The 17,272-nt window shown below is 74.4% G+C and carries 20 protein-coding genes; 15 read left to right on the top strand and 5 right to left on the bottom strand.

The window, feature by feature from the left end:
- Positions 1–39 precede the first annotated feature (39 nt).
- From uraD to ABD345_RS29830, 3 genes are all read right to left on the bottom strand, one after another.
- Entirely contained in the window at positions 40–555 is a 516-nt protein-coding gene (gene uraD / locus ABD345_RS29820) for a 2-oxo-4-hydroxy-4-carboxy-5-ureidoimidazoline decarboxylase (RefSeq protein ID WP_344556605.1), read from the bottom strand.
- Between the two features lie 153 nt (positions 556–708).
- On the bottom strand, positions 709–1,080 hold the full coding sequence (locus ABD345_RS29825; RefSeq protein ID WP_344556607.1) for a helix-turn-helix domain-containing protein: 372 nt from the start codon (positions 1,078–1,080) through the stop codon (positions 709–711).
- Positions 1,077–1,349, bottom strand: coding sequence for a thiamine-binding protein (locus tag ABD345_RS29830; RefSeq protein WP_344556611.1), 273 nt, complete (start codon positions 1,347–1,349; stop codon positions 1,077–1,079). The genes ABD345_RS29825 and ABD345_RS29830 overlap by 4 nt, the downstream gene beginning before the upstream one ends.
- A 200-nt stretch (positions 1,350–1,549) precedes the next feature.
- Between ABD345_RS29830 and ABD345_RS29835 the strand changes: the two genes are divergently transcribed.
- From ABD345_RS29835 to ABD345_RS29870, 8 genes are all read left to right on the top strand, one after another.
- Positions 1,550–2,395, top strand: a complete 846-nt coding sequence (locus ABD345_RS29835) for a TIM barrel protein (RefSeq protein ID WP_344556613.1) — start codon at positions 1,550–1,552, stop codon at positions 2,393–2,395.
- A gap of 43 nt (positions 2,396–2,438) precedes the next feature.
- Complete coding sequence (locus ABD345_RS29840; RefSeq protein WP_344556617.1) at positions 2,439–3,326, top strand: 2-hydroxy-3-oxopropionate reductase; 888 nt, start codon at positions 2,439–2,441, stop codon at positions 3,324–3,326.
- 231 nt (positions 3,327–3,557) lie between these two features.
- Positions 3,558–4,670, top strand: coding sequence for a glycerate kinase (locus tag ABD345_RS29845; protein WP_344556619.1), 1,113 nt, complete (start codon positions 3,558–3,560; stop codon positions 4,668–4,670).
- A 146-nt stretch (positions 4,671–4,816) separates the two neighbouring features.
- Positions 4,817–6,169, top strand: coding sequence for an allantoinase AllB (gene allB, locus ABD345_RS29850; RefSeq protein WP_344556620.1), 1,353 nt, complete (start codon positions 4,817–4,819; stop codon positions 6,167–6,169).
- Between the two features lie 38 nt (positions 6,170–6,207).
- Positions 6,208–7,359: an allantoicase gene (gene alc / locus ABD345_RS29855; protein WP_344556621.1), complete on the top strand. Its 1,152-nt coding sequence runs from the start codon at positions 6,208–6,210 to the stop codon at positions 7,357–7,359.
- A 130-nt stretch (positions 7,360–7,489) separates the two neighbouring features.
- Complete coding sequence (locus tag ABD345_RS29860; protein ID WP_344556622.1) at positions 7,490–8,950, top strand: catalase; 1,461 nt, start codon at positions 7,490–7,492, stop codon at positions 8,948–8,950.
- 193 nt (positions 8,951–9,143) lie between these two features.
- Positions 9,144–9,935, top strand: a complete 792-nt coding sequence (locus ABD345_RS29865) for an IclR family transcriptional regulator (RefSeq protein WP_344556623.1) — start codon at positions 9,144–9,146, stop codon at positions 9,933–9,935.
- A gap of 52 nt (positions 9,936–9,987) precedes the next feature.
- Positions 9,988–10,614 carry a GNAT family N-acetyltransferase gene (locus ABD345_RS29870; protein WP_344556624.1) on the top strand — a complete coding sequence of 209 codons (627 nt, stop codon included), beginning with the start codon at positions 9,988–9,990 and terminating at the stop codon, positions 10,612–10,614.
- 286 nt (positions 10,615–10,900) lie between these two features.
- Here the strand turns inward: ABD345_RS29870 and ABD345_RS29875 are convergent, their stop codons facing one another.
- The gene (locus ABD345_RS29875) at positions 10,901–11,278 is read right to left on the bottom strand and encodes a fluoride efflux transporter FluC (protein WP_344556625.1); all 378 of its coding nucleotides are present in this window, start codon (positions 11,276–11,278) and stop codon (positions 10,901–10,903) included.
- A complete protein-coding gene (locus ABD345_RS29880) occupies positions 11,268–11,765 on the bottom strand; it encodes a fluoride efflux transporter FluC (protein ID WP_344556626.1) in 498 nt (165 codons plus the stop codon). The genes ABD345_RS29875 and ABD345_RS29880 overlap by 11 nt, the downstream gene beginning before the upstream one ends.
- Positions 11,766–11,935: 170 nt before the next feature.
- Here ABD345_RS29880 and ABD345_RS29885 point away from each other — a divergent pair, with 170 nt between their 5' ends.
- The 7 genes from ABD345_RS29885 to ABD345_RS40365 all read left to right on the top strand — a co-directional run.
- Complete coding sequence (locus tag ABD345_RS29885; protein ID WP_344556627.1) at positions 11,936–12,901, top strand: urea transporter; 966 nt, start codon at positions 11,936–11,938, stop codon at positions 12,899–12,901.
- Between the two features lie 76 nt (positions 12,902–12,977).
- Positions 12,978–13,283, top strand: coding sequence for an urease subunit gamma (locus ABD345_RS29890; RefSeq protein ID WP_344556628.1), 306 nt, complete (start codon positions 12,978–12,980; stop codon positions 13,281–13,283).
- 2 nt (positions 13,284–13,285) lie between these two features.
- Positions 13,286–14,152 (top strand): sirohydrochlorin chelatase, encoded by an 867-nt coding sequence (locus tag ABD345_RS29895; protein ID WP_344556630.1) that lies wholly within the window; start codon positions 13,286–13,288, stop codon positions 14,150–14,152.
- Complete coding sequence (locus ABD345_RS29900) at positions 14,149–14,640, top strand: urease subunit beta (protein WP_344556632.1); 492 nt, start codon at positions 14,149–14,151, stop codon at positions 14,638–14,640. Before ABD345_RS29895 ends, ABD345_RS29900 begins: the two co-directional genes overlap by 4 nt.
- Before the next feature lies 1 nt (position 14,641).
- Positions 14,642–16,366, top strand: coding sequence for an urease subunit alpha (gene ureC, locus ABD345_RS29905; RefSeq protein ID WP_344556634.1), 1,725 nt, complete (start codon positions 14,642–14,644; stop codon positions 16,364–16,366).
- 3 nt (positions 16,367–16,369) lie between these two features.
- Positions 16,370–17,119 (top strand): urease accessory protein UreF, encoded by a 750-nt coding sequence (locus tag ABD345_RS29910; protein ID WP_344556636.1) that lies wholly within the window; start codon positions 16,370–16,372, stop codon positions 17,117–17,119.
- A 44-nt stretch (positions 17,120–17,163) separates the two neighbouring features.
- Positions 17,164–17,272, top strand: a 109-nt coding sequence (locus ABD345_RS40365; protein WP_425556886.1) for a GTP-binding protein, incomplete at its 3' end; no start/stop codon positions are given.

A 17,272-nucleotide genomic window follows, 5' to 3' on the forward strand; every position in this document is an offset into this window, starting at 1 on the left:
AAGACCTCACTGGATGGCAGGGAGTGACTGTCCGTCAATTCACCGCGGCGCGTCGAGCAGCCGGTCGAGCCGGATGTCGTTGATCTTCCGCAGCTCGCCCCGGACGACCTCCGCCTCGGTGGCGGCGTCGTTCGGGTACCGCTCGCGCAGCGCGGCGAGCATGCCGTCCGCGGTGCGGCCGGTCGCGCAGATCAGGAACACGTGGCCGAACTTCGCCTCGTAGGCGGCGTTGGCGGTGCGCAACTCGTCCAGCACGGACGGGTCGACGCCCCGGACGCCGGCCTGTTCGCGCTCGGAGACGGCGTCCCCCGGCTTGGGGGCGCCGATCCGGGCGTGGCCGGCCATCGCGTCGTGCAGGTCGGCCGCGGAGAGTTCCGCCATCGCCTTCGCGTTGGCGGTGCGCAGCTCCTCGCGGTCGTGCCAGGGGCGGGACGCCGCGACGGCGGCGGCCCAGGCGGGGCTGGAACAGACCTCCAGCAGGGTCTCGCGCAGTGCGGACGCGTCAGCGGCCGAGAGCGCGGGGAGCCCGGAGCGGGCAGGGGGTGGCTTGGTCACGGGTGGACCTCCTGAGGGTTGGTGCCACCCGCACAAGCTAGATCGGCCGCAACAGGCCGTCAACACTTTGTTGAACTGTTTGTGGTGACAGCACACGGCGCCGGGTCCGCGACCCGGCGCCGTGTGCGATCCGCCAAGGGCGCGACCGGCGGCTCAGCCCTTCTCCTGCCGGTTGAGGTAGTTGTACACGGTGAACCGGCTGACCCCGAGCGCCGACGCGACCGTCTCCACCCCGTGGCGGACGGTGAACGCGCCGCGCTCCTCCAGCAGGGCCACCACCCGCTGCTTCTCCGCGCGGTCCAGCTCGGTCAGCGGCCGGCCGTCGAACTGCCGGACCATCTCCGCCAGCAGCCGGTCCAGCGCGCTGCTCAGGTGCGGCAGCCGCACCGCGACCGCCGGTGCGCCGTCCCACTCCAGCAGCACGTCCTCGGCCCGGGCCTCGGACGGCGCGACCGCGGTCGCGCCGACCGCGGCCAGCAGCGGCTGCAGGGCGGCGGCGAACGGGTGGTTCAGGGCGCCGCTCACTGCGCATCCCCTCCTTCGGGTCCTGCGGGCTCCCCGTCCAGCACGCTGACCTGGACCGAGATCCGGCTGGCCCCCGCCGCCAGGGTCTCCCGCAGCAGGCGGGTGACGGCGGCCAGGGCCTCCTCGGCCCCGCCCTCGGCGCTGGTGCCGAACGGCCCCACCGAGACGGCGAGCCCCGCCTCCTCCACCACGCGGCGCGCGGCCCTGGCGTGCTCGGGGAACCCGTCCAGTTCGAACGGCTCTGTCGTGAACTCCACCATCAATCGCACCCGCTCAGCTTATCGATCCGGCGCTGCTGGGGGATCGGACAGGGTGGCCGGGGCGGGCGGCCGGGCGTTCGGTGGCTTCAACAAAATGTTGCGGCGTCCTTGACAGCCCGGATGGCGGCGGAGAAGCTTCCATCAAGCAGAATTCAGCTTCCGGATCGTGGAAGTTGACCGGGGAGTTGCCCGGCGAGAGAGCGATTGAGGTGAACGACGTGACCGCTGCCGCCCAGCACCGCTTCACGGTCAACCTGTCCATCCTGTTCGGCGAACTGCCCCTGCTGGAGCGGCCCGCCGCGGCCGCCGCGGCCGGCTTCACCGCCGCCGAACTCTGGTGGCCCTTCGGCACGGAGCCCGCCCCCGGCGCGGAGGCCACCGAGGCCCTGGCCGACGCGTTCGAGACGGCCGGCGTCCGGCTGACCGGCCTCAACCTCCTCGACGACCTGACCCGCGGCGCCCGCGGCACGCTCTCCCTCCCCGCCGAGAGCGAGCGCTTCCGGGAGAACGTCCCGGTCGCCACCGCCCTCGCCGAACGCCTGGGCACCGGCGCGCTCAACGCCCTCTACGGCAACCGCGTCCCCGGGGTCGACCCCGCCGAACAGGACGCCCTCGCCCTGGAGAACCTCGCACTGGCCGCCCGCGCCGCGCACTCCGTCGGCGCCGTCCTGCTGGTCGAGACCCTCAACTCGGCCGAGTCCCCCGACTACCCGCTGGTCACCGCCGCCGCCGCGGTCGACGTCGTCGACAAGGTCAACGCCGCCACCGGCCTCGGCAACGCCAAGTTCCTCTGCGACCTCTACCACCTCGCCCGCAACGGCGAGGACCCGGCCGCCGTCATCGACGCCCACGCCGACCGGATCGGCCACGTGCAGATCGCCGACACCCCCGGCCGCAACGAACCCGGCACCGGCGAACTCGACTTCGAGGCCCTGTTCGCCCGCCTCACCGCGGCCGGCTACCGCGGGCTCGTCGGCCTGGAGTACCGCCCGGCCGGCGGCGTCAGCGCCGAGAGCTTCGACTGGCTGCCGCGCGAGCTGCGCGCCGCGCGCTGAGCCCTCCCCCTTCGACACCCTCACAGCTAAGGACCCGCACGCGATGAGCCGCAAGATCGCCTTCATCGGCCTCGGCATCATGGGCAAGCCCATGGCCGTCAACCTGGTCAAGGCCGGCCACCACGTCACCGGCTACAACCTCACCCGGGAGCCCATCGACGCCCTGGTCGCCGCGGGCGGCCACGGCGCGGCCTCGATCGCCGAGGCCGTCGCCGACGCCGAGGTCGTCATCACCATGGTCCCCGCCGACCCGCAGGTCGAGCAGGTCGTCCTCGGGGAGGACGGCGTCCTGGCGCACGCCCGGCCCGGCGCGCTGGTCATCGACATGTCCAGCATCACCCCGCAGACCTCGATCAAGGTCGACGCCGCCGCGAAGGCCGCCGGCCTGCGCGCCCTGGACGCCCCCGTCTCCGGCGGCGAGGCCGGCGCCGTCGAGGCCGTGCTCTCCATCATGGTCGGCGGCGCGGACGCCGACTTCGCCGAGGCCGAGCCGCTGTTCGACGCGCTCGGCACCACCGTCGTGCACGTCGGCCCGGCCGGGGCCGGCCAGACCGTCAAGGCCGCCAACCAGCTGATCGTCGCCGTCAACATCCAGGTCCTCGCCGAGGCCGTGGTCTTCCTGGAGAACGCGGGCGTCGACCTCGCCGCCGCGCTCGACGTCCTCGGCGGCGGGCTGGCCGGGTCCACCGTGCTGAACCGCAAGAAGGGCAACATGCTCGCCCGCGAGTTCGCCCCCGGCTTCCGGATCGACCTCCACCACAAGGACATGGGCATCGTCACCGACGCCGCCCGCGCCGTCGGCGCCGCGCTCCCGCTCGGCGCGGTCGCCGCCCAACTGGTCGCCTCCGCCCGCGCCAACGGCGACGGCTCCCTCGACCACTCGGCCCTGCTGCGCGGGGTCGAACGGCTCTCCGGCCGCGAGGTCAAGTAAGGAACGGGGAGCGCGCACCGACAGGGGCTCGGGGAACGGCGAGCCCGGGTCTGCTGGCGGTTCACTGCCGATGCGCGCGTGAGCTTCCGGTTCTGTTTACTACACGCAGCAGCACGAACCTCCGATGGGCTCCGGCCGTCAGCAGCATCGACTCGCCGTTCCCCGAGCCCCTGTCGGGGCTCTCCTGAGAATCCTCCTTCCTGTGAAAGGCCCGGTGTCGTGCGAGGTCATGTGGTTGTCGCCCCCGACAAGTTCAAGGGGTCGCTGGAGGGCGCCGAGGTCGCCGCGCGGATCGCCGCCGGGGTCCGGCGGGGGGTGCCCGGGGTGGAGGTGCGGGAGCTGCCGGTGGCCGACGGCGGGGAGGGGACGCTGGCGGCCGCGCTCGCGGCGGGGTTCTCCCGGGTGGACGTGAAGGTCGCCGGGCCGACCGGGCTGCCGGTGGTCGCGGGGCTGGCGGTGAAGGGCGGGACCGCGGTGGTCGAGCTGGCGCAGGCGTCGGGGCTGGCCCGGCTGCCGGGGGGCCGGACGGCGCCGCTCGCGGCGGGCTCGTACGGGGTGGGCCAGTTGGTCGCGAAGGCGGTCTCGCTCGGGGCGTCCCGGGTGGTGCTGGGCCTCGGGGGGAGTGCCTGCACGGACGGCGGCGCGGGCATGGCGCAGGCGCTGGGCGTCGAGCTGTACGACGCGGACGGCGCGCCGTTGCCGCCGGGCGGGGCCGCGCTGCGGCGCCTCGCCCGGGTGGAGCCGGGCCCGCTGGCGGAGCGCCTGCGCGGGGTGGAGGTGACCGTCGCGTGCGACGTGGACAACCCGCTGCTGGGCCCGCGCGGGGCGGCCGCCGTGTACGGGCCGCAGAAGGGCGCGGACGCCGCCGACCTGCTGGTGCTGGAGGAGGGGCTGACCCGCTGGGCGGACGCGGTCGCGCGGCTGACGGGCCGTGACGTCCGCGGCGCGGCGGGCGCGGGCGCGGCCGGCGGGGTGGGCTTCGCCGCGCTGGCGCTGCTCGGGGCGGCCGTGCGGCCCGGCATCGAACTGCTGCTGGAGCTGCTGGGCTTCGAGCGGGCGGTGCGCGGGGCGCGCCTGGTGGTGACGGGCGAGGGCTGCCTGGACGCGCAGACCCTGCACGGCAAGGCCCCGGCGGGGGTGGCCGCGGCGGCCGCCCGGGCCGGGGTGCCGGTGGCGGCGGTGGCCGGGCGGCTGGAGCTGGCCGAGCGGGAGTGGCGGTCGGCGGGCTTCGTCGCGGCGCTGGCGCTGGCCGACCTGGCGGGCGGTCCGGCGGAGTCGATGGCCCGGGCGGGCGAGCTCGCCGAGCTGGCGGGGGAGCGGCTGGCGGTCGCGCTGCTGCGCTGATGACCGCCCGGACGGGCCGCTCCGCCGCGCTGACGGCCCGTCGCACTCTCGTACGTTCACACATTGACGTTTTGTTGAAGGCGAGCCTAGGCTCCCAGCACTCCTTCGACCCACCCCCGCTCCCCACGACGCTCGGAGGTTCCCCCATGCCCATCGACGACGCGGTGATCCGCTCCCGGCGGGTGGTCCTGCCGGACGGCGAGCGCCCCGCCGACGTGCTGGTCCGGGCCGGGAGGATCGAGCGGGTCGCCCCGCACGGCACCCTGCCGGCCGACGGCCGCCGGCTCACCGACCTCGGCGCCCTCGCGCTGCTGCCCGGCCTGGTCGACACCCACGTGCACGTCAACGAGCCCGGCCGGACCGACTGGGAGGGCTTCGCCTCCGCGACGAAGGCCGCCGCGGCCGGCGGCGTCACCACCGTCGTCGACATGCCGCTCAACTCGATCCCGCCGACCACCACGGTCGCGGGCCTCGACGCCAAGCGGAAGACCGCCGAGGGTCAGGCGTGGGTCGACCTGGGATTCTGGGGCGGCGCCGTCCCCGGCAACACCGATCAGCTCGAACTCCTGCACCGCCAGGGCGTGTTCGGCTTCAAGTCGTTCCTCGCCCCGTCCGGGGTGGACGAGTTCCCGCACCTGGCCACCCCCGCCGACCTGGAGTCCGCGCTCGCCGAGCAGGCCCGGATCGGCGCCCTGGCGATCATCCACGCCGAGGACCCGGCCGTGCTGGACGCCGCCCCCCAGGTGCCCGGCACCCACTACCGCGACTTCCTGGCCTCCCGCCCGGACGACGCCGAGGCCGCCGCCGTCGGCGCCCTGCTGGCCGCCGCCCGCCGCACCGGCGCCCGGGTGCACGTCCTGCACGTCTCCTCCGCCGCCGTGCTGCCGCTGCTCCGGCAGGCCCGGGCGGACGGCGTCGAGGTCACCGCCGAGACCTGCCCGCACTACCTGACGCTGGCCGCCGAGGAGGTCCCCGACGGGGACACCGCCTTCAAGTGCTGCCCGCCGATCCGCGACGAGTCCAACCGCGACCTGCTCTGGCAGGCCCTCGCGGACGGCGAGTTCGCCGCCGTGGTCTCCGACCACTCGCCCTCCACCCCCGCGCTCAAACTCCTCGCCCGGCACGGCGGCAGCGGCGACTTCGCCGCCGCCTGGGGCGGCATCGCCTCCCTCCAACTGGGCCTGCCCGCCGTCTGGACCGAGGCCCGCCGCCGCGGCCACACCCTGGCGGACGTGGTCCGCTGGATGGCCGCCGGCCCCGCCGCACTGGTCGGCCTGACCGGCACCAAGGGCGCCATCGCGCCCGGGTACGACGCCGACCTGGTGGCCTTCGACCCGGACGGCGAACTGACCGTCCGCGCCGAGCGCCTCCAGCACAAGAACCCGGTCACCCCGTACGCGGGCCGCACCCTCACCGGGCTGGTCCACCGCACCTGGCTGCGCGGGCGGCCCGTCGACCCCGACGGCGCCCCGCACGGCCGGCAGATCGTCCGACCCTGACCCCGCAGACACCGCAACGCTGGAAGAAGGAGCATCAGTTGAGTACTGACCTGACCTCGAACGCGCCGTTCACCGAGCTGGTCGACCTGGCCTCCCGGCTGCTCGGCGCGGGCGTGGTCGCCACCAACGAGGACACCTTCGCGGACGCCGAGAACCTGCTGGTCGCCGCCCCCGCCGAGTTCCGCCCGCACACCTTCGGCCACAAGGGCCAGATCATGGACGGCTGGGAGTCCCGCCGCCGCCGCGGCGCCAGCGCCGAGCAGCCGCACCCCACCGACGAGGACCACGACTGGGCGGTCGTCCGGCTCGGCGTCGCGGGCCGGATCCGCGGCGTGGTCGTCGACACCGCGCACTTCACCGGCAACTACCCCGAGACCGCGTCCGTCCAGGCCGCCTCGGTGCCCGGCCACCCCTCGCCGGAGGAACTCGCCGCCGCCGACTGGACCGACCTCGTCCCGCGCACCGCGCTCAAGGGCGACACCGCGCACCGGTTCCCGGTCGACCACCCCGGCCGCTGGACCCACGTCCGCCTCAACATCTGGCCGGACGGCGGCGTCGCCCGGCTGCGCGTGCACGGCGAGGTGCTGCCCGACCCCCGCGACCTGGCCGGCCTCACCTTCGACCTGGCCGCCCAGGAGCACGGCGGCGTCGCCGAGGCCGCCTCCGACCGCTACTTCTCCTCCCCGCACAACCTGAACGCTCCCGGCCGAGCCTCCGTCATGGGCGACGGCTGGGAGACCCGGCGTCGGCGCGACAAGGCCAACGACTGGGTGCGAGTGGCCCTGGCCGGGGGCGGCGAGGTGCTGGCGGCGGAGGTGGACACCTCCTGCTTCGTCGCCAACGCCCCCGGCTGGGCCGAACTCGTCGGCACCGACGGCGAGCGGGAGACCGTCCTGCTGCCGCGCACCCGGCTGCAGCCCGACACCCGCCACCGCTACCGGCTCCCGGCGGGCACCCCCGTCACCCACGTCCGGATCAACGTCTACCCCGACGGCGGCCTCGCCCGGCTGCGCCTCACCGGCCGCCTCACCCCCGCCGGGCAGGACGCGCTCGCGCTGCGCTGGTTCAACGCGATCCCGCTGCCGGAGGCCCGCGAGGCGCTCGCCGCGGCCGGCCTGCCGACCGACCTCGCCGAGGCCCGCCCGCTCACCGACGCGACGGCCATCCGGCCGCTGTACGAAGGCGTTTGAGGGCGCGCAGCCCGTTCACCACACGCAGCAGCACGAACCTTCGACGGGCTCCGGCCGTCAGCAGCACGGACTCGCCGTTCCCCGAGCCCCTGCCTCCTCCCGAACCATCTGCCGAACGCAAGGACCACGCATGCCCAGAACCCTCACCACCGAGTCCGGCGCGCCCGTCGCCGACAACCAGAACAGCGCCTCGGCCGGCGAGTACGGCCCGCTGCTGGTGCAGGACCAGCACCTGTTGGAGAAGCTGGCCCGGTTCAACCGGGAGCGGATCCCGGAGCGGGTGGTGCACGCCCGCGGGTCGGGTGCGTACGGGTACTTCGAGGTGACCGACGAGGTCTCGCGGTACACCAAGGCGGCGTTCCTCTCGCAGGTCGGCAAGCGCACCGAGCTGTTCCTGCGCTTCTCCACCGTCGCGGGCGCGCTGGGCTCGACCGACGCGGTGCGCGACCCGCGCGGGTTCGCGGTGAAGTTCTACACCGAGCAGGGCAACTACGACCTGGTCGGCAACAACACCCCGGTGTTCTTCATCAAGGACCCGCTGAAGTTCCCGGACTTCATCCACTCGCAGAAGCGCGACCCGCACACCGGCGTCCAGGAGGCGGACAACGTCTGGGACTTCTGGGCGCACTCGCCGGCCTCGACCCACCAGATCACCTGGCTGTTCGGCGACCGCGGCATCCCGGCCTCGTACCGGCACATGAACGGCTTCGGCTCGCACACCTACCAGTGGGTCAACGCCGAGGGCCGGGCGCACTGGGTGAAGTACCACTTCAAGACCAACCAGGGCATCCGCTCGCTGGACGCCGGCCAGGCCGCCGAGACCGCGGGCGGGGACGCCGACAGCCACCAGCGGGACCTGCACCAGGCGATCGGGCGCGGGGTGTTCCCGTCCTGGACGCTGTACGTGCAGCTGATGCCGGTGGAGGACGCCGCGGACTACCGGTTCAACCCGTTCGACCTGACCAAGGTGTGGCCGCACGCCGACTACCCGCTGGTCAAGGTCGGCCGGCTGGTGCTCAACCGCAACCCGGAGAACGTGTTCGCCGAGGTCGAGCAGGCCGCGTTCTCGCCGAACAACTTCGTGCCCGGCATCGGCCCCTCGCCCGACAAGATGCTGCAGGGCCGGCTGTTCGCGTACGCCGACGCCCAGCGCTACCGGCTCGGCGTCAACCACACCCAGCTGCCGGTCAACGCGCCCCGCGCGGCGGAGGCCGCCAACTACGGGCAGGACGGCCTCGGCGCGCTCAACCCGAACGGCCGCGGCAAGAACTACGAGCCCAACTCGTACGGCGGCCCGGCCCAGACCGACGAGGCCCTGCACGCCCCGCAGCCGGTCTCCGGCCACACCGGCACCTACGCCACGCCCGCGCACGGCAAGGACGACGACTTCTTCCAGGCCGGGGAGCTCTACCGGCTGATGACGGAGGCCGAGAAGTCCCGCCTGATCGCCAACCTGGCCGGTTCGCTGGCCCAGGTCGGCCGGGACGACGTGGTCGAGCGCAACCTCGCCCACTTCCACGCCGCCGACCCGGAGTACGGCGCCCGACTGACCGCCGCCGTCACGGAACTCCGCGCGGCGAACGAGGACTGACGAACCGTCAGGTCGGCGGGCCCCGGCCCCCGGCGGGCGCGGCGCCCCCGGGATCCGGGGCCCGCCCCGTCGGGGCATATGCCTGTCAAGGGGGACCGGTCCGCGGGGGCGAAAAACCGGTGAGGGGCCGGTGCGGGAGCGGTGCGGCCCCTACGCTGAGAGGGAGGCGGTGCCGGCGGGAGGGGGTCAGACCATGTCCACGGTGCGCGGCGGGGGACGGCGCGACGGGCTGCCGGGGGCGGGCGGCGGCGGGGCGGGCCCGTTCGGGGTGCTGCGCCGGGCGCTGCGCCTGCTGGAGGCGGTGGACCGCCGGCCGCAGGGCGCGACGGCGGCCGAACTGGCCCGGGAGCTGACCCTGCCGGAGACCCACGTGCGGCTGATCGCCGAGGAGTTGGAGACCGAAGGGTACCTGGTCCGGCTGGAGGGCGGCTGGGCGCTCGGCGGGGCCTGCACCCTGCTGGGGGCGCAGCAGCGGGAACCGATGGTCCGGGCCCGGCTGAACCACCGGCTGGAGGAGCTGCGCGACGAACTGGGCGCGGCCGTGTACTTCAGCCGCTACCACGACGGGGAGCTCTCGGTGGAGGCGGTGTGCGCGGACGAGGACGCCCCGGCCGTGCACGAGTGGGCGGACTTCCGGGCCACCGCGCACGCCTCCGCGATCGGCAAGTGCCTGCTCGCGCAGCTCGACCACGACGCCCGGCTCGACCACCTCTCCCGCCACCCGGCGGCCCCGCTGACCGCCCGCACCATCACCGGCACCGACCGGCTGCTGCAGCGGCTCGACCGGCAGCCCGCCACCGTCCCCGTGCTGGACCTGCAGGAGTACTCGATGGACACGGTGTGCGCGGCCGTCCCGGTGGTCGCCGGGAGCACCGTCGGCTGCCTGGCCACCTCGCTGCCCGTCGCCCAGGCGCACCGGCTGCGCGAGGCCGCCGAACTGCTGGTCGTCCGGGCGGCGCCGCTGATGCTGGCGATGGCGGTCTGACGGGAGATCAACCCCCTTGTCGAACGGAGGTTTCGACAGCAGGATGCGCGGCATGAGCCAGCTCCCGCCCCGCCCCGCCGTCCGCCCCTACCGGCCCGCCGACCGGGCCGCCCTGTTCGACATCTGCGTGCGCACCGCCGAGAACGGCGGCGACTCCCGGCAGACCTACCCGGACCACGAACTGCTCCCGAACATCTTCGCCGCCCCGTACGCCGCCCTGGAACCGGACCTGGCGTTCGTGCTGGACGACGGCGGGCGCGCGGTCGGCTACGTGCTGGCGACCGCCGACACCCCGGCGTTCGTCCGCCGCTTCCGGGACGAGTGGCTGCCCACCCTCGCCGACCGCTACCCGCCGCTCACCGGCGAACCGGCCACCCCCGGCGAGGTGATGCTCCACCTGATGCACACCCCCGAGCGGATGCTGCTGCCCGAACTCGCCGACTACCCCGCCCACCTGCACATCGACCTGCTCCCCAGTCACCAGCGGGCGGGCCACGGACGGGAGTTGATGCACACCCTGCTGGCCGCGCTGGCCGCCAGGGGCGTCCCCCGGGTCCACCTCGGCATGGTCACCGCCAACACCGCGGCCCGCGCCTTCTACGACCGCCTCGGCTTCCACCCCATCGCGGTCCCCGACCCCGGCCCCCTCACCTACCTGGGCCGCCGCACCGCCGGTTGAGCCGCACCGCCGGTTGAGCCGGGGCGCCGTCAGCGCGAAGAGGCCCGCCGACCGGATCGGGGGCGATCCGGCCGACAGGCCCGTACCGTTCGACGTGTCCCCTCAACCACCGGTGAATCCCCCCATCGGGTGGCAGCACGTCGACCACGAAGCGCCCCGAGCGGCGAGGGCCTTCTTCGCGTGGACCACGTTAGCCAGCCGTGGCGGCCGCGGGTTGGCCGTGCGTCCACAGCGGGTTGGCACTGGGTCCACTCCGGCGCCGGGCCGAAGCGGCCGCGGCGGGCCGTCAGCGCAGGGCGCCCGCGACCCCCGCGCCCGCGAACGACAGCGCCGTGCCGGCCAGTACCGACACCGCCAGGTACAGCCCGGACAGCGCCACCCGCCGGGTGGAGGCCAGCGTGAACACCTCGTAGGAGAAGGTCGACCAGGTGGACAGCGCCCCGCAGAAGCCGGTGCCCAGCAGCAGCAGTCCGTGGGCGCCCAGGTGCCCGCGCAGCGCCGCCTCGGAGAGGAAGCCGAGCAGGAGGCAGGCCGCGGCGTTGGCGGCCAGCGTCCCGTACGGGAACGGGCTGTGCACCCGGGACTTGACGGCCACCCCGGTCAGGTAGCGGACCGGCGCGCCGACCAGGCCGCCGAGCAGCACGAGCAGCCAGTCAGCGAGCACCGGACGCCTCCTGGTGCGCCGGGACGCCCACCGCGGCCCGGGCCGCGAACACGCCGAGGACCACGCCGGCCAGTGCCGCCGCCACCGTCAGCAGCAGGTAGGCCGCGGCGGTGCCGTAGGCGTCGCCGCGCACCAGCTCCCGGACGTTGTCCGTGTAGTGGGAGAAGGTGGTGAACCCGCCGAGGAAGCCGGTGCCCAGCAGGGCGCCCGCCATCCTCTTGTGCCGGGGGAACCGCGCGGCCAGCACCGTCATCAGGGCGCCCATCACCAGGCACCCCACCGCGTTGACGGCGAGGATCGGCCACGGGAACGCGGTGCCGGCCGTCGGCCACAGCCGTTCCACCCCGTAGCGGGCGCCCGCGCCGAGCGCCCCGCCCGCCGCGACCGCGGCCACCACCGGCAGCTGCCGGCCCGGGGCGTGCTCCGAGTGGGCGTGGCCGGGGGGCCGGGCCCGGTGGTGGGCCGGATCGAGGTACGGGTTGGTCATCGGGCTCCTCCGGGGGCCGCCGTGGGCCGATCAGGCGAACAATCGCGAACACGCGGTTGGCCCGGCCGGCCGTCCGGCCGAACCGGGATAGAAGTGACGCACAGTCATCTACGGTGCGCAACAGCGTATTTCACCCGAACCGCAAGTCCTGGGACATTTCCGGAGAACAAGTGACACGAGCGGCCGAAACGGGTGGACGCGGTCCCCTGGAGCGCGAACCGCTGGCCTACCTCACGGCCTCGCTGCGCGGCGTCGGCCAGGTCGACCTGCAACCGCAGCTGCTCACCGGCGCGTTCATCCTCGCGGGGCTGTGGGCGGCGGGCTGGAAGGTCGGCCTGTTCGCGACCCTCGGCACGCTGATCTCCACCGCCGCCGCGTACGCGTTCGGCGTCGACCGCGGCTCCGTCGCGCTCGGCCTGCAGGGCTACTCGGGCTGCCTCACCGGCATCGCCCTGATCGGCTCGCTCGGCAACCACCCCGCCACGTACGTCCTCACCGTCGTCGGCTGCGTGCTGTGCACCGTCCTGACCGCCGCGCTCACCACCCTGCTGAAGCCCTACGGGCTGACCGCGCTGACGGCTCCGTTCTGCATCGTCTCCGGCGTGATGGTGCTCGGCGCCCCCTCCTTCGACCGGATCTGGCACGGCGCCCCCGCCCCCGTCGCCGAGCCCACCAGCGGCGACACCGGCATCACCTTCTCCGACCTGTGGCACGCCTTCTTCGGCAACGTCTCGCAGGTCTTCCTGGTGGACAGCTGGTACGTCGGCCTGATCATGCTGGTCGGCCTGGCCTGCGCGGGCGTCCGGGTGGTGCTCGCCGCCGCGCTCGGCTCGGTGGCCGGCATCGTCTCCGCCTGGGCGCTCGGCGCGCCCACCGCGCAGATCTCCTCGGGGATCTACGGCTACAACGCCGTCCTGGTCGGCATCGCCCTCGGCGCGGTCCTGCTGGCGAACACCCCCTGGAACGCGGGCTACGCGCTGTTCGGCGCGGCCCTGTCCACCGGCCTGACCGCCGCGATCACCTCGTTCTTCAAACCCTTCGACGGCCACACCTTCACCTGGCCGTTCATCCTCACCACCTGGGGGCTGCTCGCCGCCGTCCCGCAGCTGCCCCGGCTGCGGGCCGCCACCGCCTGACCCGCGCCACCCGCCCACGTCCCCGCCGTCCCGTCCCCGCCGTCCCGTCCCCCCGTCCCGAGGAAGGCACCCGCCGATGAACCTCGCACCCCGCGAGATCGACAAACTGGTCGTCTACGTGGTCGCGGACCTGGCCCGCAAGCGCCAGGGACGCGGCCTCAAGCTGAACTACAGCGAAGCCGTCGCCCTGATCACCGAAGCCATCCTGGAAGCCGCCCGGGACGGCAGGTCCGTCGCGGACTGCATGGAGCTCGGCCGACACGTCCTCGGCGCCGACGCCTGCATGGACGGGGTGCGGCAGATGCTGCCGCTGCTCCAGGTCGAGGCCTCGTTCACCGACGGCACCAAGCTGGTCTCCGTGCACGACCCCATCGGGGGCTGACGGTGTCCGGCACCCGCACCCGGGTCCTGGCCGTCTGCGGCCACGAAGCCGGACACGGCACCGCCCTGCGCCACCTCGCCGGGCCCGCCACCACCGTGGTCACCGGCGGACGCGAACTCCACCGGGCGCTCGCCGCCCGGCCCGCCGGGCAGGACACCGCCGTCGTGCCGATGACCTTCGGCCGCGACCCCGAACTCGCCGCCGACGCCGCCCGCGCCGTCCGGGCCCTGCCGCCCGGAGAACGCCGCGGCGCCGTCGTCGCCGAGCCCTTCGGCACCCCCGGGCACCTGGTCGGCTGGCTGCGGGCCGCCGCCTCCACCGTCCCCGCCGAGGCCGCGCTGCTGCTCACCGCCCCCACCGGCGACCCGTACCAGGACGCCGAGCTGTACCGCGTCGCGCACCTGGTCCGGCGGTACGGGCGGCACCGGCTGGTGGAGGGCGCGCTGATCGGCGGCGACCCCGACCCGGCCGAGGCCGTGCGGCGCTGCGCGCTGCTCGGTGCCCGGCAGGTCGCGGTGCTGTCCGCCGCCTTCCTGCCGCCGGTGCCGCCGCCCGCCCCCGCGGGCGTGTCCGTCCTGGACACCGGGCCGCTGCTCTCTCCCGCCGCGCTCGCCGCGGTGCTCTCCGCCCGGGCCGCCGCGGCCGTCCGGCGGCTGCACGACACCGGCGAGGACGGCACCGCCGCCGCGCTGGCCGCCGCCGGGCAGCACGGGCCCGCCCACAGCCACGGGCCCGACGGCGGCCACGGCCACCACCACCCCCACCACGGACCGGGGGCGGGCCACTCCCACGGCCACGCCCCGCAGTCCCCGCAGGCACAGCAGCACGTCCACCCGTCCCCGCTGACGGCCGCAAGGAGTCACCTGTGAGTTTCGGCAAGTACCTGTACGGCGAAGGCGACATCGAGATCAACGCGGGCCGGCGCACCCTGACCGTCGAGGTGGTCAACACCGGCGACCGCGCGGTCCAGGTCGGCTCGCACTACCACTTCTTCGAGGTCAACCCCGCGCTGCGGTTCGACCGCGACCGGACGCTCGGCACGCACCTCAACATCCCGGCCGGCACCTCGGTGCGGATCGAGCCCGGCGGAACCCGCGAGGTCGAGCTGTGCGAGTACGGCGGCACCGGCCGGCTGGTCGGCTTCAGCGGCCTGCTCAACGGCAGCACCGTCTCCCACCCGGCCCGGATCGGGGCCTTCCGCCGGGCCTACGCGGACGGCTTCGCGGGGGCCGAACAGGACGGCGCGGACACCGCGGACACCGCGGACACCACGAGCACCGGAGCCGCCGAGGGCTCCAAGGGTTCCAAGAGCTCCAAGGGTTCCAAGGGTTCCGGGAAGAAGAAGGGCGCCAACTGACATGCCGATCATGACCCGCCAGCAGTACACCGACATGTTCGGCCCCACCGTCGGCGACCGCTTCCAACTCGCCGACACCAACCTGGTCGTGGAGGTCGAGAAGGACTACAGCGAGGGCCTGTACGGCGACGAGGTCGTCTACGGCGGCGGCAAGACCATGCGCGACGGCATGGGCGCCGACCCGCAGGCCACCGCCGCGCAGGGCGCGCTGGACACCGTGATCACCAACGTGGTGGTGATCGACCCGGTGCTCGGCGTCGTCAAGTGCGACATCGGCATCAAGGACGGGTTCATCGCGGGCATCGGCAAGTCCGGCAACCCGCAGACCCAGGACCGGGTGCACCCGGACCTGGTGGTCGGCCCCGGCACCGAGGCGATCTCCGGCGAGCACCTGATCGCCACCGCGGGCGCGATCGACACCCACGTCCACCTGATCTCCCCGCAGCAGGCCCAGCAGGCGCTGACCAACGGCATCACCACGCTGATCGGCGGCGGCACCGGCCCGTCCGACGGCTCCAACGGCACCACCTGCACCCCCGGCCCGTGGAACATCGCCCGCTTCCTGCAGGCCGTCGAGGAGGTGCCGGTCAACGTCGGCATCATGGGCAAGGGCAACGGCAGCCTGCCCGCGGCCCTGGACGAGCAGATCGCGGCCGGCGCCTGCGCGCTGAAGGTGCACGAGGACTGGGGCGCCACCCCCGCGGTGATCGACAACGCGCTGAGCGTGGCCGACCGGCACGACGTGCAGGTGGCGATCCACACCGACAGCCTGAACGAGTCCGGGTTCTTCGAGGACACCCGCTCGGCGATCGACGGCCGCACCATCCACACCTTCCACTCCGAGGGGGCGGGCGGCGGCCACGCCCCCGACATCCTGCGGGTCACCGGCGAGCCCAACGTGCTGCCCTCGTCCACCAACCCGACGCTGCCGTACACCAGGAACTCGGTCGACGAGCTGCTCGACATGGTGATGGTCTGCCACCACCTCAACCCCGACATCCCGGAGGACGTCTCGTTCGCGGACAGCCGGGTGCGGGCCGAGACCATCGCCGCCGAGTCGGTGCTGCACGACCTCGGCGTGATCTCGATCGTCTCCTCCGACTCGCAGGCGATGGGCCGGGTCGGCGAGTCCGTCACCCGCTGCTTCCAGATCGCCCACCACTGCAAGGACCAGCGCGGTCCGCTGGGGGGAGACAGCGCCCGCAACGACAACCAGCGGGTGCTGCGCTACCTGGCCAAGGTCACCATCAACCCGGCGATCGCCACCGGCATCGCGGACCACGTCGGCTCGCTGGAGCCCGGCAAGCTGGCCGACATCGTGCTCTGGCCGATCCACTCCTTCGCGGCCAAGCCCAAGATGATCATCAAGGGCGGGATCATCTCCTGGGCCCAGATGGGCGACCCGAACGCCTCGCTGCCCACCCCCCAACCGGTGCTCTACCGGCCGATGTTCGGCCAGTTCGGCCGGGCCCAGCAGGCCACCCACGTCACCTTCATGTCGCAGGCCGGGATCGCGGCCGGCGTCCCCGAGGCGCTCGGGCTGCAGCGCCGGGTGCTGCCGGTGCGCGGCACCCGGGTGATCGGCAAGCACAACATGGTCCGCAACGACGCGCTGCCGAAGGTCGAGGTCGACCCGGAGACCTTCAAGGTCACCCTGGACGGCGAGGTCGCCACCATCGAACCCGCCCAGTCGCTGCCGCTCAACCAGCTGTACTTCGTGGTGTAGCGGATGTTCCACGGCCCGGACGAGGACCGCCCGCCGCACCCGTCCCCCGAGCAGCGGCCGCCGCTCGGGGAACTGGCCGCCCTGCTGGTCAGCCTGCAACTCGCCGACTCCGCCTTCCCCAGCGGCTTCTACACCCTCTCGCACGGCCTGGAGGGCTACGCCCAGGCGCGCGCCGTCACCCCGGAGACGCTGCCCGCGCTGCTCGCCGACCTGCTCCGGCACGGCGTCGGCCCGTCCGACGCCACCGCGCTGGTGCTGGCCCACCGGGCGGTCACCGCCGGGCGGGCGCAGGACGCGGTGCGGATCGACCGGCGGCTGTACGCGGGCAAGCTGAGCCGCGAGGTGCGGCAGGCCGCCACCCGCACCGGGCGGCAACTGCTCGACCTGGCCGCGGAGGTCTTCGACCGGCCGCCGATCGCCGACTACCTGCGGCTGGTCGAGCAGCGGCGGGCCCCCGGCTGCCAGGCCGTGGCCGCCGGGATCGTGCAGGCCGCCGCCGGGGTGCCGGTCGAACAGGCCGTCACCGGCGACCTGTTCGCGTTCGCCGCCAGCTTCGCGGGCGCCGCGCTGCGGCTGCGGTTGACCGACCACCGCAGGGCCCAGGTGCTGCTGCGCGGCGCCGCCCCCGTCATCGAGGAGGCCGTCCGCGCGGCCCTGGTCCGCCCGGAGGCCGACCTCGGGTCCGGCGCCCCCGCCTCCGACCTGATGTCCGGCCGCCACGAGCGCGCCGAGGCCCGGCTGTTCGCCAGCTGACCGGGCCGAACCCCGACCACCCCGACCGAGAGAAGGAGCACCCAGTGGACGACAAGGTCCTGCGGATCGGCATCGGCGGGCCGGTGGGCTCCGGCAAGACCGCGCTGATCGAGGCGCTGGTGCCGGAGCTGATCGCCCGCGGCCACCGCCCGG

The organism is Kitasatospora saccharophila (genome assembly GCF_039529925.1).
Classification (GTDB): Bacteria; Actinomycetota; Actinomycetes; order Streptomycetales; family Streptomycetaceae; genus Kitasatospora; species Kitasatospora saccharophila.

Bases quoted from the DNA above. Each gene is read 5' to 3' on its own strand.
- ABD345_RS29840 (WP_344556617.1), top strand. From the start codon at position 2,439: ATGAGCCGCAAGATCGCCTTCATCGGCCTCGGCATCATGGGCAAGCCC.
- allB (WP_344556620.1), top strand. From the start codon at position 4,817: ATGCCCATCGACGACGCGGTGATCCGCTCCCGGCGGGTGGTCCTGCCG.
- ABD345_RS29860 (WP_344556622.1), top strand. From the start codon at position 7,490: ATGCCCAGAACCCTCACCACCGAGTCCGGCGCGCCCGTCGCCGACAAC.
- ABD345_RS29865 (WP_344556623.1), top strand. From the start codon at position 9,144: ATGTCCACGGTGCGCGGCGGGGGACGGCGCGACGGGCTGCCGGGGGCG.
- ABD345_RS29870 (WP_344556624.1), top strand. From the start codon at position 9,988: ATGAGCCAGCTCCCGCCCCGCCCCGCCGTCCGCCCCTACCGGCCCGCC.
- ABD345_RS29880 (WP_344556626.1), bottom strand. From the start codon at position 11,765: ATGACCAACCCGTACCTCGATCCGGCCCACCACCGGGCCCGGCCCCCC.
- ABD345_RS29890 (WP_344556628.1), top strand. From the start codon at position 12,978: ATGAACCTCGCACCCCGCGAGATCGACAAACTGGTCGTCTACGTGGTC.
- ureC (WP_344556634.1), top strand. From the start codon at position 14,642: ATGCCGATCATGACCCGCCAGCAGTACACCGACATGTTCGGCCCCACC.
- ABD345_RS29910 (WP_344556636.1), top strand. From the start codon at position 16,370: ATGTTCCACGGCCCGGACGAGGACCGCCCGCCGCACCCGTCCCCCGAG.